This is a genomic window from Streptomyces sp. SLBN-31 (genome assembly GCF_006715395.1).
GTDB lineage: Bacteria > Actinomycetota > Actinomycetes > Streptomycetales > Streptomycetaceae > Streptomyces.
Map to the genome: position 1 here is coordinate 726,651 of NZ_VFNC01000002.1, position 13,168 is coordinate 739,818.

The window sequence follows — 13,168 nt, forward strand, 5'->3', positions numbered from 1 at the left end:
CTACACGAACGGCACACCCGCGGATCGACACCGCGCGCGACCCGATCGGCAGAATCTTCCATGACCGCCGCACCGCACCCGCTCCTGGCCACCGCCCGGACCCTCGCCCGCGACCTCCTCGCCCCGAACGCGGAGCGCGTCGACCGGGAGTCGGTGCCCGCAGGTCATATCGAGGCGCTCAGGCGCTCGGGGCTGCTGGGGGTGGCCGCGCCGCGGGAGTACGGCGGTGCGGGCGCCCCCGAAGCGGTGGTACGGGAGGTGCAGGAGGTCCTGGCGGGAGCCTGCTGCTCGACCTGGTTCGTGCAGACCCAGCACCACTCGCCGGTGCGCATGCTCGCCGCGTCGCGGCTACCGGTACGGGAGCGGCTGCTGCGTCCGCTGGCGACCGGCGAGCTGCTGGCCGGCATCGCGTTCGCGCACGTACGGGCCTTTCCACGGGTGCCGGTGCGGGCGACGGCCGATCGGGACGGCTGGCGCTTCGACGGAAGGGTGCCCTGGTACACGGGCTGGGGCCTGAACGACGTGATGCTGCTGGCCGGGGTGACCGACTCCGACGAGGTGGTGTTCGCGTTCGCCGACGCCCGCGAGCAGCCGGGGCTGCGCCCGTCGCCGCCGATGCGGCTGGCCGCACTGACGGCGGCCCGCACGGTGTCGCTGGACCTGGACGGCCTGTGGCTGCCCGCCGAGTCGGTGGTGCTGCGGACCGCGCGGGAGGAGTTCGCCCTCGTCGATCTGCCCCGCAACACCAACGCCTCCCCCGCCGTGTTCGGCGTCGCCGACGCGGCGCTGCGGGTGGTGGAGGAGGCCGGTGAGAGCGAGACGGCCCGGGCCCTGCGGACGCGGCTCGTCGAGGTCCGCGGCCGGGCGTACGCGCTGGCCGCGCACCCCGTGCCGCACGAGCGGATCGCGGAACGGCTGGAGCTGAAGGCCCGCGCGTACGACCTGATGCGGGCCGCCACGACGGCGGCCGTGGTGGTCGGAGGCGGACGCGCCATGGACCTCGGCAGCCCGGCCCAACGGCTCGCCCGCGAGGGCCTGTTCCTTCTGGTGCAGGGCCAGACCACCGACGTGCGCCGGGCTCATCTCGCCGCGCTCGCGCGGATCTGAGGCCGGTTCGGCTGTTCATCGGACGTTCAATCCGGTGACGGTTTCGGCCCCGCCCAGTGAGCAGAATCGCCTCATGGCGACCGCACAGGCAACCGACATCACACTCCCCGGCGAACTCAAAGACGTCCCCGGCTGGTTCCCGCCGCTGGACCAGCTCCTGTTCACCTGGTTCCTCGAACGGCAGGAGGCCGCGGGCCTCAGGGGCGACCTGCTGGAACTCGGCGCGTACATGGGCAAGAGCGCGATCCTGCTCGGTCAAAACCGCCGGGACGGCGAGGAGTTCACGGTCTGCGACCTCTTCGGCGGCGAGGCGCCGGACGGGGCCAACAGGGCCGAGACGGCGAAGTCGTACTCCTCCCTGACCCGGGAGGCCTTCGAGCGCAACTACCTCTCCTTCCACGACGCCCTGCCACGGGTGCTCGAGGCCCCCACCTCCGTGATCCCCGCGGAGGTCGCCCCGCGCAGCTGCCGCTTCGTCCACATCGACGCCTCGCACCTGTACGAGCACGTCCGCGACGACATAGGCGCCGCCCACGACCTGCTGCTGCCCGGCGGCATCGTGGTCCTCGACGACTTCCGCTCCGAGCACACCCCCGGCGTCTCGGTCGCCACCTGGGAGGCAGTGCTCAACCGCGGCCTGCGCCCGGTCTGTCTGAGCACGCAGAAGCTGTACGGCACCTGGGGTGATCCGGAGCCCGTGCAGGAGGAGCTGCTGGAGATGCTGGGGGCCCGCACGGACGTCGGTCTGAGCGTGCAGGAGGCCGCGGGCCACCGGCTGGTGCGCACCCGCGCCCTCAAGGGCATGCAGGCCCCGCCGTTTCCCCGCTCCCGCCACTACCGGGAGCCCGAGCCGCAGGTGGTCGCCCCGGAGCCGGCCCCCGCGACCATGCCGGTTCCGGCCTCCCGCCGCTCCCGGTCCCGGGCGCGCCGGATAGGTGCGGACCTGCTGCCGCCGATCGTCACGAGGGCGGTCCGCCGCGCCCTGGCGAACCGCCCCTGAAAGACTCCTGCGCCGGAGTGGCCGTGGGTGGACGGGCCGCATGATGCGGCCCGTCCACCCACGGTCAGTCCTCGTCGCCCGCCGGCACCACCACGAGGAAGGCGTCCGACTTCAGGTCCATGACGACCGTCGCGGACTCGCCTTCGGCGCGTCGCTTGGCCGCATACTCCTCCGCCGGCCACGATCCGCGCGGAGCTCCCGCTGGAAACCGCTCCAACACCTTCGCGCCCATAGCGGCAGACACCTCCGGATTCGGTCTCGGACCATCACTTTCGTACAGTGCGACTGCCCGCTGTGCGCGCCGACATGTCCGATCCGGTGAAGAGATTTGTCGATAATCCGTCAAACGGCTCAGCGCAGCCGGGTCCGCAACCCCGCGAGGGTCCGGCTCAGCAGCCGGGAGACGTGCATCTGGGAGATGCCGAGCTCGGCTCCGATCTGGCTCTGCGTCATGTCGTGGAGGAAGCGCATGGTCAGGATCCGGCGCTCGCGCTCGGGCAGGGCGGCGAGCAGGGGTGCGAGGGTGACCAGGTCGTCCGTCCGGCGGAGGGCGGGGTCCTCGGCGCCGAGCCGTTCGGCGATCTCGGTGCCGTCAGCGCCGGAGCCGAGGGGCGCGTCGAGCGAGACGGCCTCGTGGCCGTCGGCCGCCTGCAGCCCCTCCACCACCTCCTCCTCCGACAGGCCCGTGCGTTCGACGAGTTCGCTGACACGGGGCGAGCGCCCCTCGGACTGCTCGAACGCGACGACGGCCTCCCGCAGCACTCCACGGCACTCCTTCAGCCGCCGGGGTACGTGGACGGCCCAGGTGGTGTCCCGGTAGAAGCGCTTGATCTCGCCGACGACCGTCGGCACGGCATAGGCCTCGAAGACGAAGCCGCGCGCCGGGTCGAACCGGTCGATCGCCTTGATCAGCCCGATGGCGCCCGCCTGCAGAACGTCGTCGCTCATCTCGCGCCGGGCCGGGAAGCGCCGCGCCGCCTGCCGCACGATCCACATGTTCAGCTCCACGAGCGTGTTGCGGACGTACGCGTACTCGGCGGTTCGCTCCTCCAGGGAGCGCAGCCGCTCGAACAGCGGCCCGGACCGGGCGCGGGCCTCTCCCGGGCCCGGTTCGGCGTTCTGCAGGCGCACGGTTCACTCCTCGGTCGAGACCCCGGCCGGTCGGGGTGTCGCTTCCTTTTCGTCGCGGCCGGCCGTGACGGATGCAGTGCTGTCCGGCGCCGAGCGCCACAGCCGCCCGGGCCACCAGGCGACGGCGCCCAGGTCGCGGACGAGGGCGGGCACCAGGAGGGAGCGCACCACGAGCGTGTCGAGGAGCACGCCGAAGGCGACGATGAAGGCGATCTGGGCGAGGAAGGCGAGCGGGATCACCCCGAGGGCGGCGAAGGTCGCGGCGAGCACCACGCCGGCCGAGGTGATCACTCCCCCGGTGCCGACCAGACCGCGCAGGACACCCTCGCGCACCCCGTGCCTGAGGGACTCCTCCCGCACCCGGGACATCAGGAAGATGTTGTAGTCGACGCCCAGCGCCACCAGGAAGACGAACCCGTACAGCGGCACCGAGGGATCGCTGCCGGTGAAGCCGAAGACGTGCCGGAAGACCAGGGACGACACGCCAAGGGTGGCGAGGAAGTTGAGTCCCACCGTGGCCACCAGCAGGGCGGGCATCAGCAGGGAGCGCAGCAGCAGCGTCAGGATCACGAAGATGATCGCGAGGACCACCGGAACGATCAGGGTGCGGTCGCGTTCGGCGGTCCGCAGGGTGTCGTACTGCTGGGCGGTGTAGCCGCCGACCAGGGCCCGCGCGTCCGGCACGGCGTGCAGGGCCTTCCGCAGCCGGGCCACGGTGTCCTTGGCGTTGTCGCTGTCGGCCGCGGAGTTCAGGGTGACGTCGACGCGTGCGCGGCCGTCCACGACCTTGGGGGCGCCGCCGGGGCGTCCGGACGCGGTGACCCCGGCCGCGGAGGCGACGCCCTCGGTGCCGCGGGCCGCGGCGAGCACGCGGTCGACGCGGTCGGCGTTCGCGATGACGACGGTGGGGTTGCCCGAGCCGCCGGGGAAGTGCTGGGCGAGGGTGTTCTGGGCGGCCACGGACGGCGCGTCGTTGACGAAGGTCTCGTCGAGCGGGACGCCCTTGGAGGCAAGCGTCGGGGCGAAGGCGGCGCACACCACGAGGGCGGCCAGGCACACCGCCCACACCTTGCGGGGCGCCCGGTCCACCACGGCGGCGACGCGCCGCCACACGCCGTGGCCGCCGCTCTGCGCGCCGGTGGGGCGGGGTGTGGCGGGCCAGTAGGCTGCCCGGCCGAGCAGGACGAGCACGGCGGGCAGGAACGTCAGCGAGCTGAGGACGGCGCAGACGATGCCGATGGCTCCGACCGGGCCGAGCGCGCGGTTGTTGGTCAGGTCGCTCAGCAGCAGGGCGAGCAGTCCCAGGGCGACGGTCGCGGCGCTGGCCACGACGGCGCCCCAGGACTGCCTGAGCGCGGCCCTCGCGGCGGCGTACCGGTCGGTCCGCTCGGCCAGTTCCTCCCGGTAGCGGGCGGTGATCAGCAGGGCGTAGTCGGTGGCCGCGCCGATGACAAGGATGGACAGGATGCCCTGGACCTGTCCGTCGACGCGGACGAGGTCGTGGTCGGCGAGCGCGTAGACGACCGCGCAGGCCAGTCCGAGGGCGAACACGGCCCCGATGATGATCACCAGGGGCAGCAGGACGCTGCGGTAGACCAGCAGCAGGATCACCAGCACGGTCACCAGGGCCACGGCCAGCAGCAGTCCGTCGATGCCGGCGAAGGCGTCGGCCAGGTCCGCCCCGCTGGCGGCCGGTCCGGCCAGCTGGACCGTGCTGCCGGGCACCCGCTCGGCGGCCGCGCGCAGCCGGTCGAGGGTGTCCGGCAGCCGGTCGCCGAGATCGGGCCTCAGCTGTACGACGCCTTCGAGGGCCTTGCCGTCCTTCGAGACAAGCGCGGGAGACACCTCACCGACCACGCCGGACACGTCGGACAGGGAGGCGAGCGCGCGTCCGGCGGCGGCCTGGCGGTCCCGTACCGGACCGCCTTCGTCGTCGGTCCAGACGACGATCGCGGGCAGCGTCTCGTCCTGCTGGAAGGCCCGCTGCTCGCCGATCACCTTCGTGGACTCGGCGCTGCGCGGCAGGAAGGCGGCCTGGTCGTTGGTGGCGACCTCGCCGAGCCGTCCGGCGAAGGGACCGAGTGCCCCGCCGATGCCGAGCCAGACGACGAGCAGGAGCAGGGGTACGACGAAGCGGCCCCGTCGCGGGGTGAGGGACATGACTCTCCAAGCTCCTCAGTATCCCAATGGAAAACAATCTCAACGATTGAGATAAGTAGCGTCGATGGTAAGTGACGCCCGATCTTCCGCCGCGGGAGCCTCGCCGGATGCACCGGCTTTCGCGGGAGTGTTCCGGTACGGGGTCGGTCAGTCGCCGGGAGACCGCAGCGGAGCGAGTTCCTCGTTCATGGCCGCCAGGAAGCGCAGCACCACGGAGAGTTCCCCGTCGTTGAACTTTCCGCAGGCCGCCTCCGCCGCCTTCGCGAGCGGCCGGAAGTAGGCGCGGGCCGCGGCCCGCCCGTCGGCCGCGTAGTAAAGGTGCACCACCCTGCGGTCGGCGCTCTCCCGGACCCGGCGGATGTGCCCCGCGCGTTCCAGCCGGTCGACGCAGGCGGTGACCGCGCCGGAGGTCAGACCGAGGTGCTCACGCAGCCGGCCCGGAGTCATCGGCTCCTCGGCGTCGAGGATCGCCGCTAGGGCCTGGACGTCCGTGGCGTGCAGCCCCTGCTCGCCCGCGAAGCCGTGCGCCAGACGGTTGATCTCACCGTTCATCCGGCGCAGCTGCACGGCGAGGGAGTGCAGGTCGATCCCCGCGGGGAGCGCCCGGTCGGGTCCCGGCGTCACCGCTCGCTGCTCCCGCTCGTCTGCTCTGGCCACGCGATCAGCCTATAGAAGCGCCCGCCCGCATCCGATCCCGGCGTCCGCGTGGAAGTGATCACAGGGACACCGACACGAAGGGCCCGCAGAAGATGAACGCTGACGACGACGGACCGGGGTTGCGCTGCCTGGTGACCGGGGCGACGGGATACATCGGCGGCAGGCTGGTGCCGGAACTCCTCGCCGAGGGGTACCGGGTGCGCTGCCTGGCCCGCTCCCCCGGCAAACTCCGCGACCACCCCTGGGCCGGGCAGGCGGAGGTCGTGCGCGGCGACGTCACCGACGCCGACTCCGTCGCCGAGGCCATGCGCGGCATCGACGTCGCCTACTACCTGGTGCACGCGCTCGGCTCCGGCGGCGACTTCGAGGACACCGACCGCAAGGCGGCCCGCGTCTTCGGCGCCGCGGCCCGGGAGGCGGGCGTACGGCGCATCGTCTACCTCGGCGGCCTGACGCCCTCGAAGGTGCCGGAGAGCGAGCTGTCGCCGCACCTTCGCTCGCGGGCCGAGGTCGGCCGCATCCTGCGGGGCTCCGGTGTCCCCACCACCGAACTGCGCGCCGCGGTCGTCATCGGCTCCGGTTCCGTCTCCTTCGAGATGCTGCGCTACCTCACCGAACGCCTCCCGGTGATGATCACCCCGAGCTGGGTACGCACCCGGATCCAGCCCGTGGCGGTACGGGATGTGCTGCGCTACCTCGTCGGCAGCGCCCGGATGGCGGCCGACGTCAGCCGCGCCTTCGACATCGGCGGTCCGGACGTGCTGACGTACAAGGACATGATGCTGCGCTACGCGGCCATCGCCGGACTGCCGCGTCGCGTCATCCTCCCCGTGCCCGTGCTCACCCCCGGCCTGTCCAGCCACTGGGTCGGGCTGGTGACCCCGGTGCCTGCGTCGATCGCCCGGCCGCTGACGGAGTCGCTGCGCCACGAGGTCGTCTGCCACGAGCACGACATCGCCCGGTACGTGCCCGACGCCCCCGGCCGGCCGATCGCCTTCGACGAGGCGGTACGGCTGGCCCTGCAGCGCGTGCGCGACGCCCAGGTCACCACCCGCTGGTCGTCGGCGTCGGTGCCGGGCGCGCCCAGCGATCCACTGCCGACCGACCCCGACTGGGCGGGCGGCAGCCTCTACACCGACCGGCGGGAGCTCCTCGTGGACGCCTCCCGCGAGGCGCTGTGGCGGGTGATCGAGGGGATCGGCGGCGACAACGGCTGGTACTCCTTCCCGCTGGCCTGGGCGGTACGGGGCCGGCTGGACCGGCTGGTGGGCGGCGTGGGACTGCGCCGGGGCCGACGCGACGCGGCACACCTGCGCACGGGCGACTCGCTGGACTTCTGGCGCGTGGAGGAGATCGAACCGGGCCGCCTGCTGCGGCTGCGGGCCGAGATGAGGCTGCCTGGACTGGCCTGGCTGGAGATGTGCGCCGACACCGACGACGAGGGCCGCACCCGCTACCGCCAGCGGGCCCTGTTCCACCCGCACGGGCTGCTCGGCCACGCCTACTGGTGGAGCGTCTCCCCCTTCCACGCCGTCGTCTTCGGCGGCATGGCCCGCAACATCGCGCTCACCGCGTCGCGCACGCCCACCACCCCCGAGAGGGAAAACGCACCGAGCCGTTGACGGCCGCATCCGCCGCGTCCACCGCGCCGGAAACACCTGATCGGCCGCCCACCACTCGCCGCCCCGGAGAGAAGCACCATGAACGTCTCGGTCGTCCTGTTCACCGCCGACCTGCGCCTGCACGACCATCCCCCACTGCGCGCCGCCTGCGAGGCCCAGACGGTGGTGCCGCTGTTCGTGCGTGACGAGAGCGTCACCGGTGCCGGGTTCGCCGCGCCCAACCGGCTGGCGTTCCTCGCCGACTGCCTGCGCGATCTCGACAGCGCACTGCGCGAACGGGGCGGCCGGCTGATCATGCGCTCCGGTGACGTCGTCGAGGAGGTGTGCAAGGTGGTCGCCGAGACCGACGCCGACGAGGTCCACATGGCCGGTGACGTCAGCGCCTACGCGCACCTGCGCGAGCGGCGGCTGCGCCGCGCCCTGGAGTCGGACGGGCGGCGCCTGCACGTCCACGAGACGGTGACCACGGCCGTCACGCCCGGCGCGGTCACCCCGGCCTCCTCGGACCACTTCGCCGTCTTCACCCCGTACTTCCGGCAGTGGGCGCAGACGCATCTTCGCGACACGTTCGCCGCACCGCGCACCGTCCGCGTCCCGGACGGGGTCGCCTCCGAGGAACTGCCCACCCGTTCCGCGCTGTCGGGGCTGTCGGAGGGCCTGGCGCCCGGCGGGGAGGTGGAGGGCCGCAGACGGCTGGCCGCCTGGCTGCGCGACGGGGTCGCCGCCTACGAGGACCGCCACGACGACATGGCCGGCGACGCCACCTCCCGGCTCTCGCCCCATCTGCACTTCGGCACCCTCTCCCCGGTCGAACTCGTCCACCGGGCCCGCAAGGTCGCCGGCCCCGGCGCCGAGGCCTTCGTACGGCAGATCGCCTGGCGCGACTTCCACCGCCAGGTCCTGGCCGCCCGGCCCGCGGCCGCCACCGCCGACTACCGCACCAAGCACGACCGTTGGCGCTCGGAACGCACCGCCCGCGAGGACGTCGAGGCATGGAAGCAGGGCCGCACCGGCTACCCGGTGATCGACGCGGCGATGCGCCAGTTGCGGCACGAGGGCTGGATGCACAACCGCAGCCGGCTGCTGACCGCGAGCTTCCTGTGCAAGACCCTGTACGTCGACTGGCGGGTGGGCGCCCGGTACTTCCTGGAGCTCCTGGTCGACGGCGACATCGCCAACAACCAGCTGAACTGGCAGTGGATGGCGGGCACCGGCACCGACACCCGCCCCAACCGGGTCCTCAACCCCGTCACCCAGGCCAAGCGTTACGACCCGGACGGCACGTACGTTCGCCGCTGGGTCCCCGAACTCGCCGGGCTGGACGGCCTGTCGGTGCACGAACCGTGGAAGCTGCGGGGCCTGGACCGTGCCGCGCTCGACGGCTACCCGGATCCCGTCGTCGAACTCTCCGAGGGCCTCGCCCGCTTCAAGCAGGCCCGCGCCCGCGACTGAGGAGCCCTCATACGGCCACCCCCCACTGGCTGTTCGGCGACCAGCTCGGCCCGCAGTTCCTCACCCCCGGCGACGGCGGACGCGACCGCGGAGCACCGGTCGTGATGATCGAGGCCCGGTCCGTCTTCCGCCGCCGCTTCCACCGCGCCAAGGCGCACCTCGTGCTGTCCGCCATGCGCCACCGCGCCGCGGAACTCGGCGACCGGGTGACGTACGTGAAGGCGGAGACGTACCGCGAAGGACTGCAGAGGGCCTTTCCCGGACGGCATGCGACGGTTCATCACCCCACGTCCCGGGCCGCGCTACGGCTGGTGTCGTCGTCGGCCGACGTCACCGTGCTGCCCGCGCGCGGCTTTCTGGTCCCGCACGCGGACTTCCGCGCCTGGGCGGACGGTCACGGCGGACAACGGCTGCTGCAGGAAGACTTCTACCGCTGGGTGCGACGCGGGCACGGCCTCCTCCTGGACGGTGACGCCCCCGCGGGCGGGCGCTGGAACCACGACCACGACAATCGCGAGCCGCCGCCGAAAGGAGTGAGGACACTGGGCGCCCCGGCGCCGTACCGGCCGCGCGAGGACGACCTGGACGCGAAGGTCCGCCACGACCTGGACCGCTGGGAGCGCGACGAGGGCATCCGGTTCGTGGGACGCGACGGCCCCCGCCGGTTCCCGGCCACCCGCCGCGAGGCACTGGCCGCGCTCGCCCGGTTCGTCGGACACCGGCTGGCCGGCTTCGGCCCACAAGAGGACGCCGTACTCGCGGGCGACCCGGTGATGAGCCACAGCCTGCTGTCGTCCTCGCTCAACCTCGGACTGCTCGGTCCGCTGGAATGCGTCGAGCGCGCCGAGGACGCCTGGCGGTCCGGGACCGCGCCGATCAACAGCGTCGAGGGATTCGTACGGCAGATCGCCGGCTGGCGCGAGTACGTGTGGCAGCTGTACTGGTACTTCGGCGAGAACTACCGGCACCGCAACGCGCTGGGCCACCGCGCGCCGCTGCCCGAGTGGTTCCTGGAACTGGACGCCGACGCGGTCACCGCGCGCTGTCTCGCCACGGTCCTGGCACAGGTGCGCGACACCGGCTGGACGCACCACATCCCCCGCCTGATGCTGCTCGGCAGTCACGCCCTGCAACGGGGCTGGGACCCGGCGGCGACCGACTGGTTCCACCGCTGCTTCGTCGACGGCTACGACTGGGTGATACTGCCGAACGTGGTCGGCATGTCCCAGTACGCGGACGGCGGACGCATGACGACCAAGCCGTACACCTCGGGCGGCGCGTACGTGCACCGCATGAGCGACCTGTGCGACCCGTGCGCCTACCGGCCCACCGACCGCGTCGGCGAGACGGCCTGCCCGTTCACGGCCGGCTACTGGGCCTTCCTGCACCGCCATCGCGCCCGCCTGGAACCCAACCCGCGCATGACCCGGGCGGTGCGCGGCCTGGACCGTCTCCAGGATCTCGACGAACTCCTGCGCGAGGACAAGCGCCGCGGCGACGGGCCGCCCTGACGCCTCCGCCCTTCAGGCGCGGTGCAGGTCCCGCAGTGCCTCGTGGGCCGCGCGTGCTCCCGAGGCGAGGGCGCCCTGGACCGAGCCGGTGGAGCGGTGGTCGCCGCACACGTAGCGGCCTGGGCCGACACGGGTGGTGCGGCTGAGCGGCTGCGGCGGCGGCATCGCGGGCAGCGCGTCCTGGACCGTGCGGGTGATCAGCAGGTCCCAGCCGCCGGTGTCGCCGTCGTACACCTCCGCGAGTGCCTCGCGCACCGCCGTCTCCCGTTTCTCGGCGTCCCTGCCGAGGACGGAGGTGGCCACCAGGGCGGAGCCGGCCGGCGCGTACGCCGGGACGACCTCGCTGAGGACGCACGTGTTGAGGAAACGGCGGCGCTCGTCGACCAGGAGGGTGGGCTCGGCCAGCGGCGGACGCGGCGCAACGTGGTAGTACGTGGTCACCGTCCGGTAGTCGGGCAGGTCCAGCCCGGGCAGCAGGTGTGCGGCCGGGCCGGGCCCGGTGGCCACCACCACCGTGCGGGCGGGCAGTTCGGTGCCGTCGGCCGTGACGGCGCCCTCGTCCGTCAGCCCGGTCACGGCCGTCTCCAGCCGGACGGTGCCGGTCGGCAGCGCGGCACCCAGCGCGCGGGGCACCGCCCCGATCCCGGCGGTGGGCAGGCACAGGGTGCCGCGCAGCATGCTGCGCCACACGAGATGGAAGAACCGGCTGGACGTCTCCAGCTCGTCCTCCAGGAAGATCCCCGACAGGAACGGGCGGAAGAAGCGCTCGACGAAGTCCTCGGAGAAGCCCGCGCCGGCCAGCGCTGTCCGGGTGGTGCTCTCCCGCGAGCGCTTCACCAGGCGTACCGGCGCGAGCATGTCCCGCGCCGTCAGCAGGCCGAGCGCCGCCAGATCACGCGGGCCGGCGAGCCGTCCCGGGAGCAGGTCGGGCAGGGTGCGGGGGCGCCGCGTGGGGTCGCTGAAGCGGAGTCTGCCGTCCGCAGTGTGCACGAGGAAGCCCGGCGTGAACGGCCGGAGCCCGAGGTCGCGCAGCGCCACACGGTGCCGCATCTGCGGATAGGAGGTGTTGAAGACCTGGAAGCCACGGTCGACGACGAAGCCCTCGACGCGGTCGGAGCGCATTCGCCCGCCGACCGCGTCGGAGGCCTCGACCACGTCGACCTCGAGCCCGGCGGCGAGCAGGTCCCGGGCACAGGCGAGTCCGGCGACCCCCGCGCCGATCACGAGGACGTCGGGAGTACGGGCGGGCGCGGGCATGTCGGGCTCCTAGAGGTCTCGGACGTCCGGTCGGCGATGGCGGCGCGCCGACGCACGCCTGCGTCGATGCCTTCCGCTGCCACACGTTCCCCGGATGCGCCCACCCCTACCGCCTCCGACTGCCGCGCGGGGTGGCGCACGGCCGTGCGAGGCTGCGGTCGCGTGGGCCTGACGGGCGACGCCGGCTGGACGCCGACACCGGCTCCTCAGGGGCGTTCGGCGGTCGCCTCGCCCCGGTGGGTGGCGTGGGTGCCGGACAGGAGGTCCAGGGCTTGCGGGAGGGTTTGCGGTCTGGGCAGTCCCCGTGTCGAGGGGCCCGACCAGCCGGGTCCGCCCAGGACGACCAGCGGCCCGCGGCGCGCGCCCTTGACGCCCCACTGGGTGTCGGCGACGTGCCGGGCCAGCGGCAGGCTGGCGGTGGAGCGCGCCTGCGCCCACAGGACCACGGCCGACGGCCCCAGTCGCTGCACCGCCGCGGTGAGCGCCTCCACCGGCACGGCGGCGCCGAACATCCGGGTCGGCACGTGGAGTGCGCCGAGGGCCGCGTTGAGCGCCTCGATCGCCAGGGTGTGCTGTTCGCCGGGCACGCAGGCGAGCACGACGGGCCCGGTCGCCGACACATCGCCCTGACGCTCGGGGGCCGGGGTGTGGCGGCGCAGGGTGGTGGACACGTGCCAGGACAGCATGTGCTCGACCTCGACGTAGCGGTCACCGGAAGAGGCCCACTTGCGCCCCACGGCGTGCAGGGTCGGCGCCATCACCTCCTGCCAGGCGACGGCGACGCCGTACTGGTCCACGGCGGCGGCCAGTTGCGCCTCGACGGCCGGGGCGTCCAGTCGTACGGCGGCCCGGGCCAGCCCCCGGCACTCCTGGCGCACATCGCCGAGGGGCAGTGTGCCGGCCGCTTTGGAGGTGCTCGGCGTCGCTGGCCGGAGGTACGTCTCTGCCGTTCCCGGCGGGGTGTGGGCCGTCTCCTTCGCGGCTCGGGCCGCCTCCGCGGGCGGTACTCCCGACGAGGTCAGCCGGCACATCGCCTCGAGCACCGCGACGTCCTGCCTGGTCCAACGGCGGTGCCGTCCGTCGGCGCGGGCTGCGGGGCCGATGCCGTAGCGGCGGTCCCAGGAGCGCAGCGTGGTGGGCGAGACGCCGAGCCGCCGGGCCAGGGCACCGGTCGTCAGCGGCACGCCCGCCTCGGTGGCGGCTTGCGCCTCGCCCCGCTCCTCGCCGTGCGTGGCATCGCCGTACGCGGCCGCTTCGCTCATGAAGGGAGC

General features: G+C 73.3%; 11 protein-coding genes. 5 read left to right on the top strand and 6 right to left on the bottom strand.

Annotation, left to right across the window (positions count from 1 at the left end; genetic code table 11):
* The first annotated feature begins 60 nt into the window (after positions 1 to 60).
* Together FBY22_RS23325 and FBY22_RS23330 are read left to right on the top strand one after the other, a co-directional pair.
* Positions 61 to 1,107 (top strand): acyl-CoA dehydrogenase family protein, encoded by a 1,047-nt coding sequence (locus tag FBY22_RS23325; RefSeq protein ID WP_142148969.1) that lies wholly within the window; start codon positions 61 to 63, stop codon positions 1,105 to 1,107.
* Between the two features lie 73 nt (positions 1,108 to 1,180).
* Positions 1,181 to 2,107, top strand: coding sequence for a class I SAM-dependent methyltransferase (locus FBY22_RS23330; protein WP_142148971.1), 927 nt, complete (start codon positions 1,181 to 1,183; stop codon positions 2,105 to 2,107).
* Between the two features lie 64 nt (positions 2,108 to 2,171).
* On the opposite strand, the gene FBY22_RS44275 is transcribed toward FBY22_RS23330, so the two are convergent.
* From FBY22_RS44275 to FBY22_RS23345, 4 genes are all read right to left on the bottom strand, one after another.
* A complete protein-coding gene (locus tag FBY22_RS44275; RefSeq protein WP_174267247.1) occupies positions 2,172 to 2,339 on the bottom strand; it encodes a hypothetical protein in 168 nt (55 codons plus the stop codon).
* A gap of 119 nt (positions 2,340 to 2,458) precedes the next feature.
* Complete coding sequence (locus FBY22_RS23335) at positions 2,459 to 3,238, bottom strand: SigB/SigF/SigG family RNA polymerase sigma factor (protein ID WP_142148973.1); 780 nt, start codon at positions 3,236 to 3,238, stop codon at positions 2,459 to 2,461.
* A gap of 3 nt (positions 3,239 to 3,241) precedes the next feature.
* Complete coding sequence (locus FBY22_RS23340; protein ID WP_142148975.1) at positions 3,242 to 5,398, bottom strand: MMPL family transporter; 2,157 nt, start codon at positions 5,396 to 5,398, stop codon at positions 3,242 to 3,244.
* A gap of 147 nt (positions 5,399 to 5,545) precedes the next feature.
* A complete protein-coding gene (locus tag FBY22_RS23345; RefSeq protein ID WP_399211701.1) occupies positions 5,546 to 6,055 on the bottom strand; it encodes a MarR family winged helix-turn-helix transcriptional regulator in 510 nt (169 codons plus the stop codon).
* A gap of 92 nt (positions 6,056 to 6,147) precedes the next feature.
* Between FBY22_RS23345 and FBY22_RS23350 the strand changes: the two genes are divergently transcribed.
* The 3 genes from FBY22_RS23350 (at position 6,148) to FBY22_RS23360 (ending at position 10,640) form a co-directional block, all read left to right on the top strand.
* Positions 6,148 to 7,677, top strand: coding sequence for an SDR family oxidoreductase (locus FBY22_RS23350; protein WP_142148976.1), 1,530 nt, complete (start codon positions 6,148 to 6,150; stop codon positions 7,675 to 7,677).
* Between the two features lie 78 nt (positions 7,678 to 7,755).
* Positions 7,756 to 9,129, top strand: coding sequence for a deoxyribodipyrimidine photo-lyase (locus tag FBY22_RS23355; protein ID WP_142148978.1), 1,374 nt, complete (start codon positions 7,756 to 7,758; stop codon positions 9,127 to 9,129).
* Positions 9,126 to 10,640, top strand: a complete 1,515-nt coding sequence (locus FBY22_RS23360) for a cryptochrome/photolyase family protein (RefSeq protein ID WP_142152472.1) — start codon at positions 9,126 to 9,128, stop codon at positions 10,638 to 10,640. Before FBY22_RS23355 ends, FBY22_RS23360 begins: the two co-directional genes overlap by 4 nt.
* 12 nt (positions 10,641 to 10,652) lie before the next feature.
* Here the strand turns inward: FBY22_RS23360 and FBY22_RS23365 are convergent, their stop codons facing one another.
* Both FBY22_RS23365 and FBY22_RS23370 read right to left on the bottom strand, forming a co-directional pair.
* Complete coding sequence (locus tag FBY22_RS23365; RefSeq protein ID WP_142148980.1) at positions 10,653 to 11,897, bottom strand: NAD(P)/FAD-dependent oxidoreductase; 1,245 nt, start codon at positions 11,895 to 11,897, stop codon at positions 10,653 to 10,655.
* Between the two features lie 206 nt (positions 11,898 to 12,103).
* On the bottom strand, positions 12,104 to 13,159 hold the full coding sequence (locus FBY22_RS23370; protein WP_142148982.1) for a MerR family transcriptional regulator: 1,056 nt from the start codon (positions 13,157 to 13,159) through the stop codon (positions 12,104 to 12,106).
* Positions 13,160 to 13,168 lie beyond the last annotated feature (9 nt).